Origin of the sequence: Curtobacterium sp. AB7 (assembly GCF_044909335.1) — a bacterium.
GTDB lineage: Bacteria > Actinomycetota > Actinomycetes > Actinomycetales > Microbacteriaceae > Curtobacterium.
In genome coordinates, this window is the sequence record NZ_JBIYED010000003.1 from 85,045 (window position 1) to 107,546 (window position 22,502).

The 22,502-nt window shown below is 71.3% G+C and carries 25 protein-coding genes and 1 pseudogene; 14 read left to right on the top strand and 12 right to left on the bottom strand.

From position 1 onward, the window contains the following. Positions 1-24 precede the first annotated feature (24 nt). Positions 25-1,245, bottom strand: a complete 1,221-nt coding sequence (locus ABH929_RS08895) for an acyl-CoA dehydrogenase family protein (RefSeq protein WP_404560919.1) — start codon at positions 1,243-1,245, stop codon at positions 25-27. Positions 1,246-1,816: 571 nt separating this feature from the next. On the opposite strand from ABH929_RS08895, the pseudogene ABH929_RS08900 reads away from it, so the two are divergent. Further along, a pseudogene (locus ABH929_RS08900) lies at positions 1,817-2,296 on the top strand (histidine phosphatase family protein); the annotation flags it as partial. A 216-nt stretch (positions 2,297-2,512) separates the two neighbouring features. On the opposite strand, the gene ABH929_RS08905 reads toward ABH929_RS08900, so the two are convergent. Together ABH929_RS08905 and ABH929_RS08910 are read right to left on the bottom strand one after the other, a co-directional pair. Next, positions 2,513-3,325: a DUF1684 domain-containing protein gene (locus ABH929_RS08905; protein WP_404560920.1), complete on the bottom strand. Its 813-nt coding sequence runs from the start codon at positions 3,323-3,325 to the stop codon at positions 2,513-2,515. 93 nt (positions 3,326-3,418) lie between these two features. Beyond that, positions 3,419-4,699 (bottom strand): ROK family transcriptional regulator, encoded by a 1,281-nt coding sequence (locus ABH929_RS08910; protein WP_404560921.1) that lies wholly within the window; start codon positions 4,697-4,699, stop codon positions 3,419-3,421. Positions 4,700-4,833: 134 nt separating this feature from the next. On the opposite strand from ABH929_RS08910, the gene ABH929_RS08915 reads away from it, so the two are divergent. From ABH929_RS08915 to ABH929_RS08935, 5 genes are read left to right on the top strand one after another with little or no spacing between them, the layout of a single operon-like run. Continuing rightward, positions 4,834-5,832, top strand: coding sequence for a carbohydrate ABC transporter permease (locus ABH929_RS08915; RefSeq protein WP_263092161.1), 999 nt, complete (start codon positions 4,834-4,836; stop codon positions 5,830-5,832). Positions 5,833-5,835: 3 nt separating this feature from the next. After that, on the top strand, positions 5,836-6,780 hold the full coding sequence (locus tag ABH929_RS08920) for a carbohydrate ABC transporter permease (protein ID WP_404560922.1): 945 nt from the start codon (positions 5,836-5,838) through the stop codon (positions 6,778-6,780). Continuing rightward, entirely contained in the window at positions 6,777-8,168 is a 1,392-nt protein-coding gene (locus ABH929_RS08925; protein ID WP_263092159.1) for an ABC transporter substrate-binding protein, read from the top strand. Before ABH929_RS08920 ends, ABH929_RS08925 begins: the two co-directional genes overlap by 4 nt. Positions 8,169-8,208: 40 nt before the next feature. Beyond that, positions 8,209-9,213, top strand: coding sequence for a Gfo/Idh/MocA family protein (locus ABH929_RS08930; protein WP_404560923.1), 1,005 nt, complete (start codon positions 8,209-8,211; stop codon positions 9,211-9,213). Positions 9,214-9,257: 44 nt separating this feature from the next. Then, positions 9,258-10,280 (top strand): Gfo/Idh/MocA family protein, encoded by a 1,023-nt coding sequence (locus tag ABH929_RS08935; RefSeq protein WP_404560924.1) that lies wholly within the window; start codon positions 9,258-9,260, stop codon positions 10,278-10,280. Positions 10,281-10,409: 129 nt separating this feature from the next. Here ABH929_RS08935 and ABH929_RS08940 read toward each other — a convergent pair whose 3' ends face one another. After that, positions 10,410-11,417 (bottom strand): transporter, encoded by a 1,008-nt coding sequence (locus tag ABH929_RS08940; protein WP_263092156.1) that lies wholly within the window; start codon positions 11,415-11,417, stop codon positions 10,410-10,412. Positions 11,418-11,495: 78 nt separating this feature from the next. Between ABH929_RS08940 and ABH929_RS08945 the strand changes: the two genes are divergently transcribed. Continuing rightward, complete coding sequence (locus ABH929_RS08945; protein WP_404560925.1) at positions 11,496-12,722, top strand: cobalamin-independent methionine synthase II family protein; 1,227 nt, start codon at positions 11,496-11,498, stop codon at positions 12,720-12,722. A gap of 113 nt (positions 12,723-12,835) precedes the next feature. Here ABH929_RS08945 and ABH929_RS08950 read toward each other — a convergent pair whose 3' ends face one another. Next, entirely contained in the window at positions 12,836-13,798 is a 963-nt protein-coding gene (locus ABH929_RS08950) for an SDR family NAD(P)-dependent oxidoreductase (protein WP_404560926.1), read from the bottom strand. A 75-nt stretch (positions 13,799-13,873) separates the two neighbouring features. On the opposite strand from ABH929_RS08950, the gene ABH929_RS08955 reads away from it, so the two are divergent. Further along, positions 13,874-14,137: a hypothetical protein gene (locus ABH929_RS08955; protein ID WP_263092153.1), complete on the top strand. Its 264-nt coding sequence runs from the start codon at positions 13,874-13,876 to the stop codon at positions 14,135-14,137. A gap of 46 nt (positions 14,138-14,183) precedes the next feature. Here the strand turns inward: ABH929_RS08955 and ABH929_RS08960 are convergent, their stop codons facing one another. Beyond that, positions 14,184-14,387 (bottom strand): hypothetical protein, encoded by a 204-nt coding sequence (locus tag ABH929_RS08960; protein WP_263092152.1) that lies wholly within the window; start codon positions 14,385-14,387, stop codon positions 14,184-14,186. Between the two features lie 134 nt (positions 14,388-14,521). Here ABH929_RS08960 and ABH929_RS08965 point away from each other — a divergent pair, with 134 nt between their 5' ends. After that, a complete protein-coding gene (locus ABH929_RS08965) occupies positions 14,522-15,520 on the top strand; it encodes an alpha/beta fold hydrolase (RefSeq protein WP_404560927.1) in 999 nt (332 codons plus the stop codon). On the opposite strand, the gene ABH929_RS08970 is transcribed toward ABH929_RS08965, so the two are convergent. Further along, a complete protein-coding gene (locus tag ABH929_RS08970; RefSeq protein WP_263091599.1) occupies positions 15,514-15,768 on the bottom strand; it encodes a Rho termination factor N-terminal domain-containing protein in 255 nt (84 codons plus the stop codon). The genes ABH929_RS08965 and ABH929_RS08970 overlap by 7 nt on opposite strands. Before the next feature lie 35 nt (positions 15,769-15,803). After that, positions 15,804-16,142 carry a DUF3140 domain-containing protein gene (locus tag ABH929_RS08975; protein ID WP_205462285.1) on the bottom strand — a complete coding sequence of 113 codons (339 nt, stop codon included), beginning with the start codon at positions 16,140-16,142 and terminating at the stop codon, positions 15,804-15,806. Positions 16,143-16,250: 108 nt separating this feature from the next. Here ABH929_RS08975 and ABH929_RS08980 point away from each other — a divergent pair, with 108 nt between their 5' ends. From ABH929_RS08980 to ABH929_RS08990, 3 genes are all read left to right on the top strand, one after another. Beyond that, entirely contained in the window at positions 16,251-17,150 is a 900-nt protein-coding gene (locus ABH929_RS08980) for an SDR family oxidoreductase (protein WP_205462284.1), read from the top strand. Positions 17,151-17,250: 100 nt separating this feature from the next. Next, positions 17,251-17,388 (top strand): hypothetical protein, encoded by a 138-nt coding sequence (locus tag ABH929_RS08985; protein ID WP_222660914.1) that lies wholly within the window; start codon positions 17,251-17,253, stop codon positions 17,386-17,388. A 42-nt stretch (positions 17,389-17,430) separates the two neighbouring features. Continuing rightward, positions 17,431-18,390 carry a methyltransferase family protein gene (locus ABH929_RS08990; protein ID WP_404560928.1) on the top strand — a complete coding sequence of 320 codons (960 nt, stop codon included), beginning with the start codon at positions 17,431-17,433 and terminating at the stop codon, positions 18,388-18,390. Here ABH929_RS08990 and ABH929_RS08995 read toward each other — a convergent pair. From ABH929_RS08995 to ABH929_RS09005, 3 genes are all read right to left on the bottom strand, one after another. After that, positions 18,371-18,787 (bottom strand): VOC family protein, encoded by a 417-nt coding sequence (locus tag ABH929_RS08995; protein WP_263091596.1) that lies wholly within the window; start codon positions 18,785-18,787, stop codon positions 18,371-18,373. The two genes, ABH929_RS08990 and ABH929_RS08995, sit on opposite strands and share 20 nt — an antisense overlap. A 148-nt stretch (positions 18,788-18,935) precedes the next feature. Then, complete coding sequence (locus ABH929_RS09000; protein WP_404560929.1) at positions 18,936-19,517, bottom strand: DapH/DapD/GlmU-related protein; 582 nt, start codon at positions 19,515-19,517, stop codon at positions 18,936-18,938. A gap of 124 nt (positions 19,518-19,641) precedes the next feature. Beyond that, entirely contained in the window at positions 19,642-20,577 is a 936-nt protein-coding gene (locus ABH929_RS09005) for a helix-turn-helix domain-containing protein (protein ID WP_404561124.1), read from the bottom strand. Between the two features lie 104 nt (positions 20,578-20,681). Here ABH929_RS09005 and ABH929_RS09010 point away from each other — a divergent pair, with 104 nt between their 5' ends. Next, positions 20,682-21,014 (top strand): hypothetical protein, encoded by a 333-nt coding sequence (locus tag ABH929_RS09010; protein WP_111085665.1) that lies wholly within the window; start codon positions 20,682-20,684, stop codon positions 21,012-21,014. 23 nt (positions 21,015-21,037) lie between these two features. On the opposite strand, the gene ABH929_RS09015 is transcribed toward ABH929_RS09010, so the two are convergent. Further along, a complete protein-coding gene (locus ABH929_RS09015) occupies positions 21,038-21,352 on the bottom strand; it encodes a hypothetical protein (RefSeq protein WP_404560930.1) in 315 nt (104 codons plus the stop codon). Between the two features lie 207 nt (positions 21,353-21,559). Between ABH929_RS09015 and ABH929_RS09020 the strand changes: the two genes are divergently transcribed. Next, complete coding sequence (locus ABH929_RS09020; RefSeq protein ID WP_263091592.1) at positions 21,560-22,396, top strand: alpha/beta fold hydrolase; 837 nt, start codon at positions 21,560-21,562, stop codon at positions 22,394-22,396. Positions 22,397-22,502: the final 106 nt, after the last annotated feature.

The following is a 22,502-nucleotide window of genomic DNA, read 5'->3' on the forward strand; positions in this document are numbered from 1 at the left end:
TGACGGCTCGTTACGGCGGAACCGTCAGCGGTCCAGTGGACTCGCCCCGTTGACGAGCAGGTCGGCGACGATGCGGCGCTTGTGCACGCGTGGGTTGTGCGAAGACAGCGTCCGGGCGTTCCGCCAGTGCCGGTCGAGGCCGAGCGAGCGGAACGTCCCCGAGGACCCGAGCGCGTCGAACACCAGCGTCGTCGCGTCGAGCACGGCGTCCGTGACGATGGTCTGCGCGCGTGCCACCGCGACCCAGCTGCGCTCGAGCGCCGCGCGCAGCGCCGGGTCCGTCGACGGGTCCGCACCGGCCGCACGCAGAGCGGTGTGCCGGTCGACGGCCGCGTCCACCGGGCCGAGGCTCGCGGCGAACGCGGCGTCGGCGGCGTGCACCCGGGCGTCGACGGTGCCGATCACGCTCAGCAGCTCCGGATCGTGGGTCGGATCCGCCGCGGTGCCGTTGTGGTGTCCGCGCGCCCGGGACCGCAGTGCCTCGACGCCTTCGCGCAGTGCAGCGCGGCCGATGCCGACCAGGATCGCGTGCATCACCGTCTGGTAGTACTGCTCCTGGTACGGGTACCGGGTCGCGTACGGCAGCACCCGCTCGTCCGGCACCGGCACGTCGGTGTAGGTCACACTCCCGCTGCCGGTGATCCGCTGGCCGAAACCGTCCCAGTCGTCGCCGATCAGCACACCGGGGTCAGAAGCGTCGACGAGCGCGACGAACTTCGCGCCCGTGTCGTCGACCGCCAGCACCGTGATCCACCGGGCGTACACGCTGCCCGTCGAGTAGAACTTCCGACCGGTCAGCCGCCAGGACCCGTCCGGGTCGCGGACGATCCGCGTGGCGAGATCGACCCCGGTCGTGTTCGGCGACTCGCTCCACCCGCCGCCGACGAACTCGCCGTCGCCGAGCCGCGTGACGATCGCACGGTCGAACGCGCTGCCCTCGGCGTGCACGCGGTCCTCGACGAACGAGAAGTGGTTCCGCCACACGTGCGCCAGGTTCGGGTCGACCTCGGCGATCTCGGCGATCGCGCGGAACACGTCGGACAGACGGGCACCGACCCCGCCCCACGCGACCGGCGTTCGCCACCGCGCGAAGCCGGCGTCGACGAGCCACCCGAGCTGCTCGGTGGCGAGACGCTCCTCGCGTTCCCGTTGGCGGGCGTCGAGACCGATCCGCTCGATGACGGGCCGGAGCGGCGCGACCAGCGCGTCGTAGCGGTCGTCGGCCGGGAGCTCACTCGGACACATGGCGGCACGCTACCCAGGTGCGCGCGGCACGCGGCCGGGCGCCGCAACGCGGGGCAACGGAGCGCAACCGGACGTCACACGGTCCGCAGACGGCCTCACCACACGATGCGCGCGAACTCCTCGCGGGGGTACGCCTCGAGCGCAGCGGCGACGGCGAGCCCGACGTACGCGCGCTCGACGCCGACGACCACGTACCCGACGGCCGCCAGCTCGTCCGGCTCCCACCGCTCGGCCGTCAGGAACGCATCGGCCAGCGCCGCGGTGACGACGGAGAGGAGCGTGGGGTTCCCGGAGGACCTGTCGGTGCCTCCGTGCAGCGGCGCGCGCGGAGCGCGCTCGCCTGCTCGGGGCGTGTCGTCCTGCTGGTCCTGCGTGCCCCGGGGTCACCCCGGAGAGGTCGACGCGTCACGCGCGCCGGCCGCCTCCCCCGGGAACTCCACGCGCTCACCCTACGGCGGACCACTGCGGATGCCGTGCCAGGATCGGCGGATGGTCTCCTACTTCCTGAGCCACGCCGAGGTCGTCGTGGAGCCCGCCGTCGCGATCGAGTCGTGGGGGGCTCTCCGCAGCGGGACGCGCACGCGCAGCGCGGTCGGGTCCGCTGGCCTGGGAGCCGGGCGTCCGGACACTCGTGTCGAGCACGGAACGCAAGGCCGTCGAGACCGCCGAGCTGCTCGGGGCCGCGGTCGGGCTCGTGCCCGCGCAGGATCCCCTGCTCGGCGAGATCGACCGCAGCGCGACGGGCTACCTGCCGCCGACCGAGTTCGAGGGTGCCGTCGACCGGTTCTTCGCGGAACCGAGCCGATCGGTCCGCGGATGGGAGCGGGCCGTCGACGCCCAGGCCCGCATCATCGGAGCGGTCCGGCGGCTCACTGCGGCGGGCGACGCGACCGTCGTGTCCCACGGTGCGGTCGGGGCGCTGCTCCTCGCCGACCTGACGGGAGCGCCGGTGTCACGCGCGCTCGACCAACCCGGCATGGGCAGCGTGTTCGCGTTCGATGCGCGGGCGTGGCGGGTAGCGAGCGCCTGGCAGCGCGTTCCCTCCGGCTGACGCACCCGCCGGCCGGCGCGCCCGCGGCCGGTGCGTGTGCATGTTCCGACGTTCCACTCGTTGATCAACGGGTGGATCGTCGTCTCGTGCGCACGCATCGAGTGCGCGTGCATGTTCCGACCAACCACGAGTCGATCACCTCGTGGAATGTCGGACGATGCACGCGCAGCGAACGACGCCGAGGACGTCGTTCCGCGTCGCACCGCGGCGGCGGGGTCAGGCGGGCAGCCGCTCCCCCGCCTCGACTGCGACGTCGAGCCGGTTCTCGGCCGGCGGCAGCGGGCACGTCGCGTGCGCGGTGTACGCGCACGGCAGGTTCGTCGCGCGGTTGAAGTCGATCCGGGTCGCGCCGGCGGCATCCGGGGCGGCGATGTCCAGGCTCCGGTTCGCGGCGTACGTCGTCACGCCGCTGGTGCGGTCGGTGAACAGGACGTGCAGGCCGTCGCCGTGCCCGTTGAACGCGAGCAGCGACCGCGGCCCGTCGAGGTCGAAGGTGAGGACGCCCGGGGCCGAGTACACGTGCTGCAGCCCGTCGACGACGGAGCCGACGGTGACCTCGCGCGGTTCGTCGAACGGTTCGAAGTGCGCGTCGACGACGAACCGGTCCGACGGCTCGTACGTCGGGGTGCCGGGGTACTCGGTCCGGGTCGGGTTGCCCGGGTGCCGGGGCCGGATGACGTCGCTGCCGCCGCGCCGGGCGACCTCGATGACGACGGTCTCCTCGCCGTCCTGCCACACGACGTTCGTGCTCGAGCGCTCGGGCAGTGGTCCGAAGCGGTGGGTCCCGGTGACCGACTGCCCGTCGACCGTGATCGTCTCGCCGTCCGCGAGCTCGACGACGGGTCCGTCCTCGCCCGTCGACCACGTGCCCGGGGCGTCGTCGAACCGCTCGGGCGTGCTGATCAGCCACCGGATGCTCGTGATGGCGAGGAAACCGTGCTCGCTCGCCCGGGCTCGTTCGTGGGCGTCGTGCCAGGCAGCCCACTCCGTGGCGGAATCGGGTGCGGTCGGCGTCGTCGTCGTGCTCATGCCCCCGACGCTACGACGCCCGGGCCGCGAACGCGACGTCCCCGTCGCGCGACGTCACGCGCACGGCCGACCCGACGCCCTGGACCTGCCCGCTCACCAGGGGTGGGCGATGCTGCGGACGTGCACCGGGCCTCCCGGTCGAGCCCCCGTACCGACGCCGGCACCGCGGCCGACGGGGGCAGGCACGGCGAGGTCGGCCTGCAGCACCGCGCAGGCGGCCCCACGGGCCACCGAGGCCTCGCCGAAGGCGGTCGCTGCGACCGTCGGGAACGGCCCGTGCGGCAGGCGGACCGCGAGCCGCTCGCGGACGGCCGCGATGAAGACGTCGCCGCCGGCGAGGGCCGCGCTGCCACCGATCACGACGCGTGGCACGTCGAGCAGCTCGACGACGTGGGCGAGCGCGGATCCGAGCGCGGCACCGGCCTCGGCGACCAGCGGCGCCGCGGACGGCGTCGCGCAGAGCCGCTCGAACGCGTGCCGGACGTCGCTGGCGCGATCAAGCGGGATGCCCGTGGGGAGCAGGCCGGCGTCGGTGGCGCGCCGGACCTGCTGCAGGGGCTGACACGCTTCCCAGACCTCGGTCCAGCGGCCGTGCGCCTCGACCGGCATGCCGCCGAACTCGCCGGCGTTGCCGGTGGCGCCGCGGACGACCTCGCCCGCGGCGACCGTGGCGGCGCTGATGCCGTGGCCGAGGAACACGGAGACCAGGTCGTCGGCGCCGGCAGCGGACCAGACCTCGCCGAGGGCGCTCGCGACGCCGTCCTTCTCGAGGCGCACCGGCAGCCCCGTCCGGGCGGCGAGCTCGTCGGTGACGGGCAGCGACCACCAGGCGGGCAACTGCGCGGGGGTGCCCATCCGGACGCCGTCGGGGTCGATCGAGCCGGGGACGGCGAGGCCGATGCCGGCGGGAGCGGGCACGCCGGTGCGCGAGCGGGCCCGACTGCCGGCGCCACGGACCCGGTGCACTGCCGCCGCCATCGTGTCGAGCGTCCGCGCCGGGTCGTCCGTCGCGTCCAGGTCGACGTGCTCGACGGCCAGCACGGCTCCGGTCAGGTCGGTGCGCACGACGACGAGGTGCGCCGGATCGAGGTGGACCCCGATCGCCGACCGCGACCCCGCGACGACCTCGAGTCGTCGTCCGCCGCCCGGTGCTTCACGCACGAGTCCCGATCCCACGAGCCCCGCTGCGATGTTCGACACCGTCTGGGCGCTGAGCCCGGTCGCCCGCATCAGCTCGGCGCGGGCGAACGGTCCCCGGCGACGGACGAGATCGAGCACCAGCGCACGGTTCTGGACCCCGACGCGCACGAGGTTCGTGCCGCCCGTTCTGCCCTGCACCACGGTGTCAGGAAGGGGTTGACGCGGCTCGGACATGGTCCCTAGCATCTCTGGTCATACGAATTTGTCAATCAATTGGATTGAAACCGCGACGGTGCGATCGGTTCGCCCGTCCGACGACGGATTCGCCCGTGCCACACCGGCGTGTCACGGGGTCGGAAGGGACGCTCGTGACGACGACCGCACGATCCGGAACCACTGCACCACCACGGACGCGCACGGGCGGTGACGCCGCGGTCCGTCGACGACCACGCGAGAAGCATCCGTGGACCCCGGCCGAGAAGCGCCGACTGCGCGTCGGCATCGCGTTCATCTCACCGTGGATCCTCGGCGTGCTGGTGTTCATCGCCTACCCCCTGATCTACTCGTTCGCGATCAGCCTGACCCGGTACTCGGGCATGGCCGACATCACCTGGGTCGGGTTCGCCAACTACGTCGCCGCGTTCATCGACCCACTCGTGCACACCGCGGTCGGCAACACCCTGTTCTACGCCGTCATCGCGGTGCCCGTCGGGATCGTCATCGCCATCGTGATCGCCATCGCGATGAACCAGGACGTCCGCGAGATCGGCTGGTACCGGACGGCCCTCTACATCCCCTCGCTCATCCCGACCTTCGCGCTGGCGTTCATCTTCGTGGTGCTCGTCAACCCGCAGACCGGCCTCGTCAACCAGGTCATGAAGCTCGTCGGGATCCCGGCGACGAACCTGCTCGGCGACCCGACCACGGCGAAGCTGGTCATCGTCGCGCTCGCCCAGATGGGTGCCGGCAACGCGGCGCTGATCTTCCTCGCCGGACTGCGCGGGATCCCGAAGACCCTGTACGAAGCCGCTCGCGTGGACGGGGCCGGACCGCTCCGGCAGTTCTTCGCGCTGACGCTGCCGCTGCTCTCCCCCGTGATCCTGTTCAACCTGATCACCGGCATCAGCAACGGCCTGCAGGTCTTCACCGAGGCGTACGTGATCTCGTCCGGCACCGGAGGACTCGGCAGCCCGGACAACGGGACGTTGTTCTACATGCTCTACCTCTACAAGAACGCGTTCAGCTACGCGCAGCTCGGGTTCGCCAGCGCCATGGCCGTGCTGCTGTTCCTGGCCGGCATGATCCTGTCCGGGCTCGTGTACTGGCTGTCCAAGCGCTTCGTCAACTACGACGTGACCGGGGAGTGACCGATGACACTGCGTACTGAACGACACCCGGACCGCGACACCGTCACCTCGTCGATCGAGTCCGTCCGACCCCGCGGACGCAAGGGTGCCGATGACCGCTCGCGGAACGCCGACGGCTCGATCCGCTCGCCGTGGTCGTCCGTCCTCGCCCGCGTGCTCCTCATCGCGATGAGCCTGCTGTTCCTCATCCCCATCTACTGGATGGTCATCTCGGCGCTGAAGGGCAACTCCGAACTCGCTGCCTTCCCGCCGACCTGGTTCCCGCAGTGGCTCGACTGGTCGAACTTCGGCAAGGCGATCGACGCGATGCCGTTCTTCACGTTCTTCCGGAACACGCTGATCATCACCGTCTGCGTGACGCTCTTCTCGATGGTCTCGAACCTCGTGATCGCGTACGGGTTCTCGTGCCTCGAGTGGCGCGGCCGCGACAAGCTGTTCTACGTCGTGCTCGCCACGCTGTTCATCCCGTTCCCGGTCACGCTCATCCCGATGTTCGACCTGTACGCCCGACTCGGCTGGATCAACACCTTCCTGCCCCTGATCGTGCCGAGCCTGTTCGGGTCCGCGTTCTACGTGTTCCTGCTCCGGCAGTTCCTGCTGCAGATCCCGAAGGACCTGCTCAACGCCGCGCGGATGGACGGCGCCTCGGAGTGGGGCATCCTCTGGCGGATCGTCTTCCCGCAGGCCAAGGCGGCGCTCGTCACCGTCGGGATCTTCGCGGCGGTGGGTGCCTGGAACGACTTCCTCGGGCCGCTCATCTACCTGCAGGACGAGAACGTGCAGACGCTGTCCATCGGGCTGCAGATCTTCCGTCTCAACAACTCGCAGGACTTCCAGTTCAACCAGCTGATGGCGGCATCGGTGCTCATCATCCTGCCGCTCGTGGTCCTGTTCTTCGTGTTCCAGCGGACGTTCATCAAGGGCGTCCAGATCGGGAGCTTCAAGTGAGCAGCGCATTCGACCGACGAACGTTCCTGCGCGGTGCGGCCGCGACCGGCGGTGCGGGGGCGCTCGCACTCCTCGCAGCGTCGTGCGCCTCCGGCTCGAGCGGCGGGAGCAACCCGAACCAGGTCACGATCTGGGGTGTCACCGGCACGTTCGTGCCGTTCCAGACGAAGGTGATCAAGGACTTCAACGAGGTCCACCCCGAGGTCGACGTGAAGGTGAACGTCGTCCCGTCGCAGGGCACCGGCGACGCCACGAGCATCATCACGGCCGTGCGCGGCGGCACTGCCCCAGACCTGTGGCTCCTCGACCGGTTCAGTGCGGCGCAGTACGCGGCGATCGGGCTCATCGAACCGATCGACGACATGATCGAGGAGTTCGAGGACCAGCCGAAGGACGAGTTCCTGGCGCAGTGGCTCGGGTTCACGATCGGCGAGGTCAGCTACCAGGGCAAGACCTACGGCCTCCCGCACGACACCGACGCCCGCGGCATGTTCGTGAACCGGAAGATGCTCACCGGCGCCGGGATCGACCCGGACGAGTTCGACTGGGAGCACAACGGCCCGGTGAGCATGGACCGGATGTGGGACGTCAGCGAACGCATCACGAAGAAGTCCGGCGGCAACTACACCCACATGGGACTGCTCCCCTGGTACGGCGAAGGCTGGCCGTTCACGTGGGGGCTCGGCCTCGGCGCGTCGTACTTCGACCAGCAGGACTCGAAGATGACGATGGACTCGAAGAGCGTCCGCAGCATCTTCGAGTTCTACGAGGACTGGGCGAAGCGGTACGGCTACAAGGACGCCGACACCTTCATCGCGACCTACGAGCCGACCGGGCACCCGCCGGGACAGACCGCGTTCATGGCGGACCGGATGGCGTTCATGGTCAGCGTGCCCTCCACCATCCAGACCTTCGACAACTACGGCCCGAAGGACCTCGACTGGGGCACCGCGTACCTGCCGACCCAGCAGGACGGCGGCGACAAGTACACGTGGTCCGGTGGCTTCGCGCTGTGCGTGCCGAAGGGCTCGAAGAAGAACAAGGCCGTGTGGGAGCTCATGAAGTACTTCACGAGCAAGCAGGGCCAGGAGACCTACATGGTGCCGGCCACGAGCGTGCCGTCGAACGTCGCAGCGCTCAAGGACCCGAAGGGCTCCGCGAAGTCGATCCGCTTCTTCACCGAGTCGATCGGCGCCTCCACCTGCCGCCCGCCGCTGCCCGTCGGCGGCGCGTGGTGGGACTCCCTCGCCGACGCGCGGTCGAGCGTCCTGCTCGGCACCGCGAGCCCGCAGGAGGCCGTCGAGCGGGCGCAGAACCGCGTCGACCCGATGATGCAGACCTACTCGCCGTTCAGGCTGCCGAAGGACTACGACAAGGTCCGGATCTGAGCAGGAACGCTCTGGTCGTCCTCCCACGAAAGGAACACCCATGCCCTCCACCCCCTTGCGTGTCGCCGTCCTCGGCTTCTGGCACGTCCACGCCGGCGACTACGCGCAGCAGACCGTCGACCACCCCGGCACCGAGCTCGTGGCCGTCTGGGACGACGACACCGCGCGCGGCCGCGCGGGCGCCGAACGGTTCGGCGTCGAGTACACCGACGACCTCGATGCGCTGCTCGCCCGACCGGACATCGACGCCGTCACGATCACGACCTCGACCGACGTCCACCGCGACGTGATCGGGCGCGCGGCAGCGGCCGGCAAGCACGTCTTCACCGAGAAGCTCCTCGCCCCCACCGTCGACGAGTGCGAAGCGGTCATCGCCGCCTGCGACGCCGCCGGGGTCACGCTCGTGGTCTCGCTCCCGCGGCTGTACCACGGCTACACGGCCGCGATCCGACGCGAGCTCGACGCGGGCCGCCTCGGCGACGTCACGTACTCCCGCGTCCGGCTCTCGCACGACGGTGCCGTCGCACCGTGGCTGCCGGAACGGTTCTTCGACCCGGCGACGGCGATCGGCGGCGCCCTCACCGACCTCGGCTGCCACCCCGTCTACCTGACGCAGCTGTTCCTCGGTGCCCGTCCGGACACGGTCGAGGCCGTCTACCGCTCCTTCACCGGCCGCGCCGTCGAGGACCACGCCGTGGTCACCGTCGGCTACGCCTCGCAGGCGATCGGCGTCATCGAGGCCGGCTTCGTCGCGGGCACGCCGTTCACGATCGACGTGGCGGGCACCCGGGGCTGGCTCGCGTACTCCGACCAGGAGGCCCGGCTCACCGCCGGCGGACCGGCCTACGGCGACGAGCCGGTCACCCTCGACGTCCCCGCCGACGCCCAGGACGCATTCGGTCAGTGGGTGGACCACATCGCCGCCGACACGCGTGCCGACGACAACCTCGCCCGCGCCGTCGAGCTGACCCGCCTGGTGGTCGCCGCGAACGACGCCGCGGCCCAGCCCGCGACCAGCGACGCCCTCGTCGGCGCACCCGCCTGACCGCCCGAGCATTCCAGCACCTCGAACCAACCACAGGAGTCACCATGTCCAGCGACATCATCCGCGTCGGCCTCATCGGCGGGGGCGGCATCGCGTCCGCGCACATCGCCGGCTACGCCGAGCACCCCGCCTCGATCCGCATCGCCGCGGTCGCCGACGCGTTCGCGGCCACGGCCGAGGAGCGCGGGGCGGAGCTCGGCGTCCCGTTCTTCACCGACTACCTCGCGATGCTCGAGCAGGCGGACATCGACGCCGTCGACATCTGCCTGCCGCACCACCTGCACCGCGACGCGATCGTCGCGGCGGCCGAGGCCGGCAAGCACGTGCTGTGCGAGAAGCCGCTGTGCCTGAGCCCCGACGAGGCCGCCGACGTGCAGCGCGCGGTGTCCGAGTCCGGCATCACCCTGATGTGCGCGCACAACCAGCTGTTCATGCCCGCGGTCGCCAAGGCCAAGGAACTCATCGACGGCGGTGCGCTCGGCACCGTCTACGAGGTCCGCACCACCGACTCGTTCCGCAACGAGTTCGACCCGTCGAACATGGGGTGGCGTGCGCACGCGTCGACGAGCGGCGGCGGTGAGCTCATCGACACGGGGTACCACCCGAGCTACCTGCTGATGCACCTGGCCGGCGGCGTCCCCGTGCAGGCGACCGCGATGCTGTCCACGCACCGGTTGGCGTTCATGGAGGGCGAGGACTCGGCACAGGCCCTGTTCCGCTTCGACAACGGCGCCGTGGGCCAGCTCGTGACGAGCTGGGCGTACGACCCGGCCGCCGGCACCGAGCGGTTCAGCGTCGTCGGCGAGCACGGCGCCCTGACGAGCGACGGCACCACGCTGCGGTGGGACCTGCGGGACGGCACGAGCGAGTCGGTCACCTTCGACGAGGTCGACACCTTCGCAGCCGAGATCGGCGCGTTCGGGGCGTGCCTGCGCGACGGCACGCGGCCGATCCACACGGAGCGCGAGGGCATCGCGGTGCTCGGCATGATCCTGGCGGCGTACGAGGGCGCCCGGACGGGGACGATCGCCCCGGTGCTGACGGCGGACGAGACCGTCAGCGCCTGACCCGCGCGGATCCGTCGCACCGCGCACCCGTTCCGCGACGAGCCACGAGTCGTTCGACGCGTGGTTCGTCGCAGAACGGGTGCTGACGCACCGCGACACCGTCGGCTCCGCATCACCGTCAGCGCCGCGTCAGTGCGTCGCGGGTGCCGCGTCCTCGTCGTCGGCGGCGTGCAGCACCGACTCGGCCTGCCCGAGCAGGTGCCGCGCGGCCAGGCTCAGGGACCGCACCCCGACCACGAGCACGAGCAGGGTGAGCAGCACGAGCAGCACGGTCGTGGGCACCCACGCCACCGGAAGGTCGAGCACCCGGAACCACTCGATCGCCGCCGTCGCGACCGCCGCAGCCGGGAACACGAACGACCAGAACCCGAGCGAGAACCCGAGCCGGACGTACCGGGGCAGCAGGGCGAGCTGCACGAGGAACATGAGGACCCCGAGGCCCGCGATCGCCTGCACGGGCAGGGTTCGGGCGTCGTCGGTGAGCGCGAACAGGGACACCGTCGCCACCGCGGGCGGAGCCACGAGGATCGCCATCGTGGGGACGAGCGGGTCGGGCAGAGCGGGGCGGAACGACAGCCGGATGAGGAGCAGTCCGGTCATCACGCCCCAGAAGAACACGCCGACGCCGAAGCACGCCCAGGACAGCCAGCCCACACCGACCTCGTGCGTGGCGACGGCGGCGACGAGGGCCGCGGCGACCGTCGGCAGCAGGTAGCCGCCGTGCACGGCCTCCAGGGTCAGGCGCCCCTCGAACCACGTGCTCAGCAACCACGCCGCGAACCCGGCAGCGACCGCCACCGCGAGCAACACGAGGACCTGCCCCCCGATCTCCCAGAACCGCGCGAGGTCGACGCCGAGGAGCATCGCCGTCGCGGGAACCAGGGCCGCGATCGGGCCCTGCGCGGGGTGGCGGAGCTGGTCGACCAGGCGTTCATCGACCCGGACGCCCCGCAGGACGTGCGCGCCGAGCAGCCACGACCACACCACCGCCGCGACCACCCAGGACACCTGCGGGACGACGGGCGGCAATCCGAGGACGGGTGCCGCGTACGACCAGGTCTCCGCGAAGCCGGCCAGGCCGAACGGTGCGGCGAGGGTGTTGAGCGGGATGCGGGAAGTCGGGCGCGCGCTGGGCATAGGGTCCCATTCTCTCCGGCTCGGGTCGTGCCACGGAACGGAGCCCGGCTCGGAGGCGGCCAGTGGCACATTGGGCCCATGCCCTTCGAGAACACCGACCACGTCCAGGCCACCACCGCCGGGTCGCTCCCGCGCACGCCGGAACTCATCGCCGCGAACGCCGCCCGCCCCGTGGGTGCCGACGGCTTCACGCTCGAGACCACCGACGAGGTCCGCGCGCTGACGAGCGCGGCCGTCGACGACGTCGTCGCCCGCCAGACCGCCCTCGGCATCACGCAGCCGGGTGACGGCGAGTTCGGCAAGGCGATGTCGAACAGCGTCGACTACGGCGCGTGGTGGGGCTACTCGTTCCAGCGCGTCAGCGGGCTCTCGCTCACCGATGCGAACGTCTTCACGCAGGAGCCGGTCCGCTCCGGTCCGGGCCACGTGCAGCTGACCAGCTTCCCGGACCGCCGCGACTGGACGATCTTCCGCGAGGCCTACACCGACCCCGAGTCGGGCATCGGCACCGGCAGGAACGCCACCGCGTTCCCCACCACGACCGGCCCGATCGCCTACACCGGGCACGAGGCCGCACGCACCGACGCCGCCAACCTCACGCACGCCGTCGACGCGGCCGGCGCCGAGAACGGCTTCATCACGGCGCTCTCCCCAGGGTCCGCCGCGCGGGTCGCGAACGACTACTACGCCACCGACGAAGAGCACATCTGGGCCTGGGCCGACGCCCTGCGCGAGGAGTACCGCATCATCCTCGACGCCGGCCTCGTGCTGCAGATCGACGACCCGTCGATCGCCGAGAACTGGGACCAGATCAACCCGGAGCCGAGCCTGGCGGACTACCGCGCCTTCACCCGGATCCGGGTCGAGGCGCTGAACCACGCGCTCGAGGGCCTGGACACCAGCCGTGTCCGCTTCCACCTGTGCTGGGGCTCGTGGCACGGCCCGCACACCACCGACATCGAGCTCCGCCACATCGTCGACCTCATGCTCGACATCGACGCCGGCGCGTACTCGTTCGAGGCCGCGAACGCCCGGCACGAACACGAGTGGACCGTCTGGCAGGACGTCACGCTGCCCGACGGCAAGGTGATCGTCCCCGGCGTCGTCGGCCACGCCACCAACGTCGTCGAGCACCCCGACCTGGTCGCACAGCGCATCGAGCGGTTCGCCTCGGTCGTCGGGCGCGAGCGCGTCATCGCCGGCACCGACTGCGGCCTGGGCGGCCGCATGCACCCGCAGATCGCCGCCGCGAAGCTCGAGTCGCTCGGCGAGGGCGCGCGCCGAGCGAGCGCGAGGCTCTTCTGAGCCGCCCGTTCCTTCCCAGAACGTCTGCGGTACCAAACGAGAACGGGCGTACCTGCCACGAAGAACACGGCAGGTACGCCCGTTTCCAGCAGGTACGCCCGGTTCCGGTGGGACTACCGCCGTACGCGGCCGACCACGACCGCGCCGACCGCGGCAGCGGCGCCGAGCCACACGAGCGGACGCGTGACACGCCGTCGCTTCGCGACCCAGCCGCCGTTCGTGGCGTTGCCGGCGTCCGCGGGGGCGTAGAGGTTGCCGTCGGTCGGTTCGCCCTTCCCGCGCAGTGCGAAGGTCTCGACCATCGGCTTCGTGATCTTGTGGAACAGCCCCGGGAACACGTACTGCAGCGGGACGAGCGACGCCTGGATGCGGCCGACGTAGCGGTACCGCTTCGGGTGCGTGGCGGCGGTGACGACGGCACGGCCGGCCCGCTCGACGGACACCGTCGGCGGCAGCGGGTGCGAGTTCTTGCCGGTGTAGTTGGCGCCGTTCTGGTAGATCGGCGTGTCGATCGTCGACGGCAGCAGCGTGGTGAAGCGGATCCCGGTGTGCGCGAACTCGTCACCGAGCACGTCGACCAGGCCGAGGGCCGCGTGCTTGCTCGTCACGTAGGCCGACTGGTACGGCGCGGACAGCAGCGACTGGATCGACCCGACGAGCACGTACGTGCCCGTGCCGCGCTGCTTCCAGTGCGGGAGCAGGTGCGTGATCGCGTTGAGGTGGCCGTAGAGGTTCGTGTCGACGACCCGCTTGAACGCCTCGGTGGGGGTCTGCTCGAACAGCCCGTAGACGAACAGGGCCGCGTTGCCGACGAAGACGTCGATCCGACCGTGCCGACTCGTCACCGTGCCGATGAGGTCCTTGACCTGCTGCTCGTCGACGACGTCCGTCGGGATCGCGACCGCGTCGGCCCCGAGTGCGCGGCACTCGGCGGCGGCGGCTTCGAGGGAGTCGTGGCCGCGTGCGGCGAGCACGAGCGTGGCACCCTGTCGGGCGAACTCGTGTGCGGCGGCCCTCCCGATGCCGCTCGATGCTCCGGTGACGACGACGATCTTCCCGCGGTACCGATGTCCCATGCGTCCTTGGTACGCGCCGCTGGTCCGTTCCCGCACAGGCGGGCCGTACCCCTCGCCCCGGTGCGAGGATGGAGCATGCGCAAGGACGACCTGACCGTCGACGAAGCCACGGTCATCGCCGAACACGCCCGGTCCGGTGCCCTCGAGCTGGACGACCCCGAGGTCCGGAAGGTCGTCGAGCAGGCGAACCGGGTGCTGGTCCGCGCGCAGATGTGGGGCGAGGAGCGGAGTCCGAAGCTGCGTCGCCGCCGTCGGTTCATCGCGATCGGGGCGCTCGTGATGGTGCTCGTCTGGGTGGCCGGGCTGCTCGTGCCGATGGCACTGCGGTTCGGGGCGTAGCCGGATTCGGAACCGAGACCGGAGCCGAACCCGCGTCGTCCCCCGTTCAGCGGCCGGTTCGGGCGTTCCGGGCGATGAGCCAGAGGTACGTGCTGTGCCCGACGAGCGCCAGGCCGAAGAAGATCGCGGCGACGGCGTAGACGCGGTCGAGCTTCCCCTGCCCGATCACGAGCATCACGACGCAGAAGGCGACGGCGATCGCCAGCACGCCGACCTGCACGGTCGACCAGATCCGTCGGAAGCGCGGCATGCCCGTCTCGTTCACCCGGCCATTCTCCCTCATGCCGGGCCAGTACCGATGTCAGCCCGCGGTACGACGCGGGCGGGGCACGTGGGTACCGTGCTCCGATGTGCTGCCCCGCAGGCCGGACCTAGCGTGCAGGCATGGACACGCACCACCCCACGGCCACACCCACCAGCACCCCGGCCCGCCCTGCACGCCGACGCCGCCGCCCGCTCCGGATCATCGGGTTCTCGCTCGTCGGGCTCGTCGGTCTCGGGGCCCTGACGCTCGGCGGCACGGCCACCTACGACGCGATCGTGACCGCGACGGAACGGGACGACATCCGCCCCTACGGCGAACTCGTCCCCGTCACCGGCGGCCGGGTGAACGTCGCCGTCACCGGGTCCGGGGCGTCGACCGTCGTGCTGCTGCCCGGTTTCGGCACGGCATCCCCCGTGATCGACTTCGCCCCACTCGTCGACCGGTTGCAGGACACGCACCGGGTGGTGGTCGTCGAGCCGCTCGGGTACGGCCTGAGCGACGGCACCGACCGATCCCGGACCAGCGCGAACATCGTCGACGAGGTGCACCAGGCACTGTCGACGCTCGGCATCGACCGGTACGTGCTCGCGGGGCACTCGGTCGCCGGGATCTACGCGCTCGAGTACACGAACGCGTACCCGGACGAGGTGCAGGCGTTCGTCGGCATCGACAGCAGTGTGCCGACGCAGCCCGGCATCGACGAGGCCGTCGGGTCCGGCCTGTTCCACTTCGTGAAGGCCACCGGACTCGCCCGCGTGCTCACGGCCGTGTCCGGCGACGCGTACGCCGGGCTGCCCTACACCGATGCGCAGAAGGAGCAGATGACCCTGCTGTCACACCGCACCAGCATGCGCGCGACGTACCTGGACGAGTACGAGCACCTCGGCGCGAACTTCCGGCACGCCCGCAGCCTCGCGTTCCCCACCGACCTGCCGGTCCGTCTGTTCGTCGTGGGCGACGACCCGGACGTGCCGGGGTGGAAGCGCCTGCACCGTGAGCAGGCGGCGTCGGTCGCCGACGGCCAGGTCGTCCTGCTGGACGGCGGGCACTACCTGCACCACACGCACGCGGCCGAGATCGCCGAGGGCATCGACACGGTCGCCGACCTCGGTCAGTGATCCCGGAGCGCCTCGACGAGCTCGGCCTTGCGCTTCGACGAGTACCCGGTCAGGCCGAGCTCCTTCGCCCGCTTCCGGAGGTCGGCGACGGTCCAGTCGTCGTAGGAGCCGGATTCGCCGCCCTTCTTCCCGACCGCCTCCTCGCCGCGGGCGGCAGCGGCGTTGCTGATCCGCGCAGCCTTCTCCTTCGAGTTGCCCTCCTTGCGGAGCTCCTCGTACATGTCCGGCTTCTTGAGTTGGTTCGGCATGGTCGGCCACGGTACGCCGGGCCCGGTGGAGACGCTCAGCGCTTCTCGGGGTCGTGCCCCCAGTTCATCAACGACCACCGCCACGGGGTGTCGTGGACGTCACCGTCCGGTCGCTGCTGCGCGTGGCGCGCGACGTAGCCGACCACCTTCCGCATGTGGGCATGGTCATCGTCCGTGCGATCGGCCTTGTGCTTCTCGAGGATCCGGATGATGTGCCGCCCGCTCTCGTGACCGGTCGACTCGCCGCCGCCTGGGGGCTTCTGCCCGACCTGCTTGGACTCGTCGGTGCCCAACCACTCCTTCAGCTCGGACGCGGTCATGTTCACCGCGTCGGAGAAGTCGCGCTCGGTCTGCAGGTCGTCGTCGTCACTCATGGTCCCGAGGCAACCCCGCGGGCCTGGACGGGTGCGCAGGGCGGATGGCGCTCCGCCGCCGTCCAGCCGGGACGGGTTCCGTGGAGGCACGAGCAGGAAGGAACTCGCATGCCCACCGACCAGTACGAACACGGCGACCCGCGCACGCGCTACCCCGACGTCCAGCCGGAGCCGCAGACGCAGGACGAGCCGGGCCTCCAGTCCGAGATGGACCCGGTGCCCGACCTCGGCGAGACGAGCTACCGCGGCACCGGTCGGCTCGCCGGCCGGAAGGCCCTGATCACCGGCGGTGACTCCGGCATCGGCGGTGCCGTCGCGATCGCGTTCGCCCGCGAGGGCGCCGACGTCGCGATCGCCTACCTGCCCGAGGAGCAGTCCGACGCCGACCACGTCCTCGAACAGATCCGTGCCGCCGGACGCACCGCCGTCGCGATCCCCGGCGACCTGCGTGACAAGGCGTACGCGCAGCAGCTCGTCGACCAGGCCGTCGCCGGACTCGGCGGTCTCGATGCCCTGGTGAGCGTCGCCGGCAAGCAGCGTTGGCAGCCCGACGTGCTCGACATCACCGACGACCAGTTCGAGGCGACCTTCGACGTGAACGTCTTCGGGCTGTTCCGCCTCGTCAAGGCGGCGCTGCCGCACCTGGAACCCGGTGCGACGATCACCACGACGGCGTCGATGGAGGCGTACAAGCCGGCACCCGACCGGCTCGACTACGCGGCGTCGAAAGGCGCGATCAACAACCTGTCGAAGGGGCTGTCCCAGCTGCTCGTCGCGCGCGGCATCCGCGTCAACGTCGTCGCGCCCGGGCCGACGTGGACGGTCCTGCAGCCGAGCGGTGGCGTCGACCCGTCGACGCTTCCCGAGTTCGGCAGCAGCGAGTCGCCGATGGGGCGCGCCGGGCAGCCAGCCGAACTCGCACCGGCCTACGTGTTCCTGGCCTCGGACGAGTCGAGCTACGTCGTCGGCGAGACGCTCAACGTGAACGGCGGCATGGTCACGCCCTGACCGGGACCGCACGCCGACTCCACGGCAGCGGGTGGGAATGGATCGGACCCGCCCGCTGTCGAACTCTGCACCGATCACGAAGACCACGAAGGAGCACACCATGAGCCTCGAACCCCACAAGGGCGCAGCGATCGTCGACGAGCGCACCTGCACGCCGAAGCCCGTCCTGACCAAGCTGCACGACGCCCGCACTCCGGCGTTCGGCCGGTGGCTCGGGCAGATCAACCGCCAGGACTGAGGCGCAGCCCGGCGCAGCGCGTCGCCCTGCTAGCGTGCAGACGTGTCCTGGGGCCGGCTCTACTTCGCACTGCAGGCCCTCGGCGGCGCGGCGTGGTGGATCACCGTCGCGACCGTCCCCGCCGTCCGGACGCTCACGCTCGGCTCGCTGGACCCGGTGGTCGTCGCTGCCCTCGACGTCCCGCTCTTCGTCGGCGCCTCGGCGCTCGTAGCGGTCTCGGCGGGCACGGTCGGGCGGATCGCGGCGACCGTGGCCACCGTGTGGACGGCCCTCGTCCTCGCCGGCCTCGTCGTCTGGGCGACCGGCACCGGTGAGGCCGGCTGGGGCGTCGTCGTCATGACCGCGGCGGCCGTCGGCTCCGCGCTGGCCCTCGCCCTCGTCCTGCTCGGCCGGGTACCGACCGAGTGGTTGACGTCCGGTCCGCTGCGGTTCCGCACCGCCGACCCGGGTGCCGCGACGTCACGGCACGTGGTGGCGACGACCGTGCAGATCGTCGTCTTCTGGGGGCTGTTCCTCGGGGTGTTCCCCGTGGGCATCGCCGTCGCCGAGCACCGCTGGCGGCTGCACCCCGCACTGCCCGGACCGGTCGTGACCGCGTTGCTGGTGGTCGGGCTCGTCGTCCTCGCGCTCGCCAGCGCGCTCGGCATCGCGTCGGCGGCGGCGATGTCGACGAAGGGCGCTGGTACCCCGCTGCCGTCCGCCAGTGCGAACCGGTTGGTCGTCGCCGGCCCGTACCGCTCGGTGCGGAACCCGATGGCGCTCGCCGGCATCACGCAGGGCGTCGCCGTCGGGCTGCTGCTCGGGTCGTGGATGGTCGTCGCCTACGCGCTCGCCGGGTCGATCGTGTGGAACTGCGTGGTCCGACCGCTCGAGGAGGCCGACCTCGAGGCCCGTTTCGGCGACGACTTCCGCCGCTACGCCGCCCGTGTCCGGTGCTGGGTGCCGCGGTGGCCGATCGCGGCGAGCGTCGGCCCGGTCCCCGTCAGCTCGCCGGGCCGCTGATGTTCACGAGCCACGTGACCCGGAACCGGTCGGTGAGCATCCCGAAGGTGTCGCCCCACGGGGCCGTCGTGAGCGGTTCGATGATCGACGCGCCGTCGGCGAGTCCGTTCCAGTAGCGGGTCAGGGCCTCGGTGTCGTCGCCGCTGAGCGAGAGCGAGATCGTGCTCTCCGACGGGGTCTGCATGCCCGTCGGCGCGTCCGAGGCCATCAGCAGCAGGCCGTTCTCGCCCTCGAGCTGCCCGTGCATCACCTTGTCGGCGTCGGCGGGGTCCTGGCTCATGCCGGCTTCGCCGAAGGTGCCGATCGTGAGCTCGCCGTGGAACACCGAGTGGTAGAAGTCGAGGGCTTCGCGGGCCCCCGAGCGGAAGCCGAGGTACGGGTTGAGACGCACGGACACGGTGGACTCCTCACGACGGGCGGGCGTCGTCACCCGCTGCGCGCCCATCGTCGCAGACGCGACGTGCCCGCGGAAGGGCACGGTGCCCTGGACGGGCGTCGATGCGGCCTGGAGGCCCGTGGCGGCGCCGCCACGGGCCTCCAGGCCGTCAGGCGGTCGCGGTGCGGTCCGTGGCCGGTTCCGCCCCGGCCAGGTCGCGGATGCGCTTCGCCGGCACGCCGGCGTAGACGCCGTGCGCCAGCAGGCGCCCGGTGACGACCGCGCCGGCCGCGACGACCACGTCGTGCTCGATGTGCGCGCCGGGCAGGATCGTCGCACGGCCGCCGATCCACACGCGGTCCTCGATGACGACCGGACGGCCGGTCGCGGTGTCGCTCCACCGGCCGTCGGCGTCGATCGCGTGGTGGCTCGTCATGATGAGGACCTGCATGCCGATCGCGGCGTTCGCACCGATGCTGACGGGGGCGATGGCCTCGATGGTCGTCCCGCGGTTGAAGTAGACACCGCGCGCGACCGACAGGTTGCGCGGGTCGCCGGTCAGCGAGAACCCGGGGCCGGGAGCCGACTCGGCACGGGCGCCCGCGGCGGTCAGCAGCAGCCGTCGCACCACCCGCGGCAGGAACGGCGAGCCGAGCAGTGCCGTGAGCAGGACGTGCTCCCGGGCGTGCGCGACGTCCTCGCGGAGGCGTCGGGAGAACGTGGAGGGGACGGGGACGGCTGGCGTGGCCATGCGGCCTCCTGGGCTCGAGGGAGTCGTGCGGCGACACCACACACCGGAAACGTAAGCGCTCCCCAGGAGACCGACAACGGACTCTCGGGCCGTTGCGTGATCCTTGCGGTAATGCCCCGGACCGCTACTCCCGCGCCGCCAGCGCCGTCTGCCGTGGCAGCTCCCCGAACTCCTGCCGGTAGCTCCCGGCGAACCGGCCCAGGTGCGCGAACCCCGTCGCCCGGGCGATCTCGGCGACGCTGCGGTCGTCGCCCGCCTCGAGCTGCTCCCGGGCGAGCAGGAGCCGGATCCGACGCAGGTACATCGTCGGCGTGATGCCGTGGTGCCGCTGGAACGCCGCCTGCACCCCGCGGACACTCAGCCCCGCGGCCTCGGCGACGTCGTTGACGGTGATCTGCTCGGTCGCGTGGTCGAGCAGGAACGTCTCGGCACGGGCGAAGCGCGCGGTCGACGCCATCACCGGCTCGTGCTGCCCCACCGGCCAGTGCGGGATCGCGGTCAGCAAGCCGCCGGCGGCGAACCGGGCGAGCTCGCGCTCCCGCTCGAGCGGCACGTCCGTCGGACCCTGCAGGACCTCCTGCGCGACCGACCGGACCATGAGCCACCAGGCGGCGAGCGGCGCCCCCTCTGGGACGTGCCGGGGACGGAACTCGAGCGGACCCGGCGCCCAGTCACCGCGCTCGGCGGCGACCTGCTCGACGATCGTCCGGTCGATGCGCAGCACGTCGTGCTGGAAGTCCACCCACCGGAACCGCTGCGGGTCCTGTCGGTAGAGCACCGGGCGGCCGATCTGCACCGGGTTGTCGTCGACGTGCGCCGAACCGGACTTCACCCAGACGATCATCATCGCCCGCCCGGGCTCGACCGCGCCGCTCAGGACGCCCGTGCACCGCGTCGACTCGAGGGAGAGCAGGGCGGTGCCCCGCACGCGTTCCTCGAAGACGAAGCCCGCTCCGGTCGCCTCGACGGTGAGTCCGTGGGTCACGTGGGTCACCGACAGCGCCTCGGCCGCGACCGACGGCTCGTCTGTCCTGATCTCCCGCTGCGTGCGGTGCATCATCTCGGGCACGTGATGATCCTCGCGACATGTCGGCATCCGCGCAACGCACGACGCGCCGGGTTTCCTGGACGTCGACCAGCATCCGCGCGTTTGACTGATCCGACATGAAGTACATCCAGTACGACCGCTCCACGTTCCTGACGAGCGACGACGTCGCCGACGCCGTGATCGAGTACGCCGCAGCGCTCGCAGGCGGCAGTCGCGCCGACGCGATCGCGATCCCGACGGTGGCGGAGGACGGCACGATGACGACCACGAAGATGCTCATCGGCCCGTCGAGCGAGATCGTCGTCGTCGATGCGGACGACGACGAGCTCGAGGTCGAGAACGGTGAGTTCGTGGAACGCCTGCGTGCTGCAGCGCGGACGTTCGACCACCCCGAGACGATCCACGCCGACACCCGCTCGGACCTGACGGGCGACGGACCGGTCGCCTGACCGCAGCGCGGTCGCTGCGGCCGTCACCGGCCGAGGTCGGTCGCGAACCTGCTGGCGTCGACCGCCAGGACCGCCTCGGTCCGTCGGCTGATCTCCGCCAGGAACGCCGCTCCCTCGGGCTCCAGGTCGTCGTCCGGTGCCGGCTCCAGGGCGACCGCCACGGCTGGTGCGAGGAGCAGCTCCACGGTGCTGACCGCGCCGAACTCGTCGGTCGTCGGCACGGACACGACATCGCTCAACCGGCTCTGGTGCAGGGCGGCCGCGTACCGGATCACCGCGTCGGCAACCGTGTCGCCGGTCAGGACCCGGACGCTCCCGGCGTAGTTGACGTACTTCATCGGCGCTCCCTCGTGACGAGGGGCACCCGCCGCGGTGACGGTTCCCTGATCCTGCTGGACAGTAGGCCGTGGTCGCCGGATGCGTCACAGACAGCGGACCCGGAGACGGCGCCGAGGGGTCTGTCCACTCCGCGCTGTCGCTCGGGATCCCGCTGGTAGCAACGAGGTGCGTGCCGCCACCCGTGCGGCGCGGGAAGGAAGCGACTCTTGACCGAGATCACCGCCCACCACGGGCTCTTCAAGGACACGAACCTGCACGTCGACGACACCGGCGGCTCCGGCCGCACCGTCGTCCTGATCCACGGCTGGCCGCTCTCCGGCGAGTCCTGGAGCAAGCAGGTCCCGGCGTTCGTCGACGCCGGACACCGCGTCGTCACCTACGACCGTCGCGGCTTCGGTCGCAGCGACAAGCCGAAGACCGGCTACGACTACGACCACCTGACCGAGGACCTGCACACGATCCTCACCGAGCTCGACCTGCGGGACGTCACCCTCGTCGGCTTCTCGATGGGCGGCGGCGAGGTCGCCCGTTACTTCTCGAAGTACGGCACCGAGCGGCTGCACAGCGTCGTCTTCGCCTCCGCCGTGCCGCCGTACCTGCTGCAGACGTCGGACAACCCGGACGGCCCGCTGCCGAAGGAGCAGGCGGCCGAGATGACCGCGGGCCTGACGAAGGACGAGGATGCGTTCTACGACCAGTTCACGACCGACTTCTTCTCGGTGGACGGCACCCTGGTCGTCTCCGAGGAGGACCGGCAGCAGGCACTCACGCTCGCGAAGCAGGCGTCGAAGACCGCCGCGCTCGAGGCGATGGCGTCCTTCGCGAACACCGACTTCCGTGACGACCTGTCGAAGGTCACTGTGCCGACGCTCGTCATCCACGGCGACGGCGACGCGACCGTGCCGTTCGAGGGCTCGGGTGCCCGTACGCACGCCGCGATCGCCGGCTCCGAGCTGCACGTCGTGTCCGGTGGTCCGCACGGCGTCAACGTCAGCCACCCCGACGAGTGGAACCGCGTGGTGCTGGAGTTCCTCGCGAAGTAGCGCGGAACGCTTGGCGTCCGCGGCAGTGGGCGCGACCGACAGGCGGACGGGAGGCCCGTGGCGGATCCGCCACGGGCCTGCCGTCCGCCACGTGCGCGGGTCCAGG

Excerpts from the sequence above, each read along its gene's own strand:
- ABH929_RS08950 (WP_404560926.1), bottom strand. The coding sequence starts at position 13,798 with ATGGGACATCGGTACCGCGGGAAGATCGTCGTCGTCACCGGAGCATCG.
- ABH929_RS08965 (WP_404560927.1), top strand. The coding sequence starts at position 14,522 with ATGGACACGCACCACCCCACGGCCACACCCACCAGCACCCCGGCCCGC.
- ABH929_RS09015 (WP_404560930.1), bottom strand. The coding sequence starts at position 21,352 with ATGAAGTACGTCAACTACGCCGGGAGCGTCCGGGTCCTGACCGGCGAC.
- ABH929_RS08985 (WP_222660914.1), top strand. The coding sequence starts at position 17,251 with ATGAGCCTCGAACCCCACAAGGGCGCAGCGATCGTCGACGAGCGCACC.
- ABH929_RS08975 (WP_205462285.1), bottom strand. The coding sequence starts at position 16,142 with ATGAGTGACGACGACGACCTGCAGACCGAGCGCGACTTCTCCGACGCG.
- ABH929_RS08905 (WP_404560920.1), bottom strand. The coding sequence starts at position 3,325 with ATGAGCACGACGACGACGCCGACCGCACCCGATTCCGCCACGGAGTGG.
- ABH929_RS08960 (WP_263092152.1), bottom strand. The coding sequence starts at position 14,387 with ATGCCGCGCTTCCGACGGATCTGGTCGACCGTGCAGGTCGGCGTGCTG.
- ABH929_RS09005 (WP_404561124.1), bottom strand. The coding sequence starts at position 20,577 with ATGATGCACCGCACGCAGCGGGAGATCAGGACAGACGAGCCGTCGGTC.
- ABH929_RS08955 (WP_263092153.1), top strand. The coding sequence starts at position 13,874 with ATGCGCAAGGACGACCTGACCGTCGACGAAGCCACGGTCATCGCCGAA.
- ABH929_RS08910 (WP_404560921.1), bottom strand. The coding sequence starts at position 4,699 with ATGTCCGAGCCGCGTCAACCCCTTCCTGACACCGTGGTGCAGGGCAGA.
- ABH929_RS08980 (WP_205462284.1), top strand. The coding sequence starts at position 16,251 with ATGCCCACCGACCAGTACGAACACGGCGACCCGCGCACGCGCTACCCC.
- ABH929_RS08920 (WP_404560922.1), top strand. The coding sequence starts at position 5,836 with ATGACACTGCGTACTGAACGACACCCGGACCGCGACACCGTCACCTCG.
- ABH929_RS08945 (WP_404560925.1), top strand. The coding sequence starts at position 11,496 with ATGCCCTTCGAGAACACCGACCACGTCCAGGCCACCACCGCCGGGTCG.
- ABH929_RS08895 (WP_404560919.1), bottom strand. The coding sequence starts at position 1,245 with ATGTGTCCGAGTGAGCTCCCGGCCGACGACCGCTACGACGCGCTGGTC.
- ABH929_RS08930 (WP_404560923.1), top strand. The coding sequence starts at position 8,209 with ATGCCCTCCACCCCCTTGCGTGTCGCCGTCCTCGGCTTCTGGCACGTC.
- ABH929_RS09010 (WP_111085665.1), top strand. The coding sequence starts at position 20,682 with ATGAAGTACATCCAGTACGACCGCTCCACGTTCCTGACGAGCGACGAC.
- ABH929_RS09000 (WP_404560929.1), bottom strand. The coding sequence starts at position 19,517 with ATGGCCACGCCAGCCGTCCCCGTCCCCTCCACGTTCTCCCGACGCCTC.
- ABH929_RS08970 (WP_263091599.1), bottom strand. The coding sequence starts at position 15,768 with ATGCCGAACCAACTCAAGAAGCCGGACATGTACGAGGAGCTCCGCAAG.
- ABH929_RS08940 (WP_263092156.1), bottom strand. The coding sequence starts at position 11,417 with ATGCCCAGCGCGCGCCCGACTTCCCGCATCCCGCTCAACACCCTCGCC.
- ABH929_RS08935 (WP_404560924.1), top strand. The coding sequence starts at position 9,258 with ATGTCCAGCGACATCATCCGCGTCGGCCTCATCGGCGGGGGCGGCATC.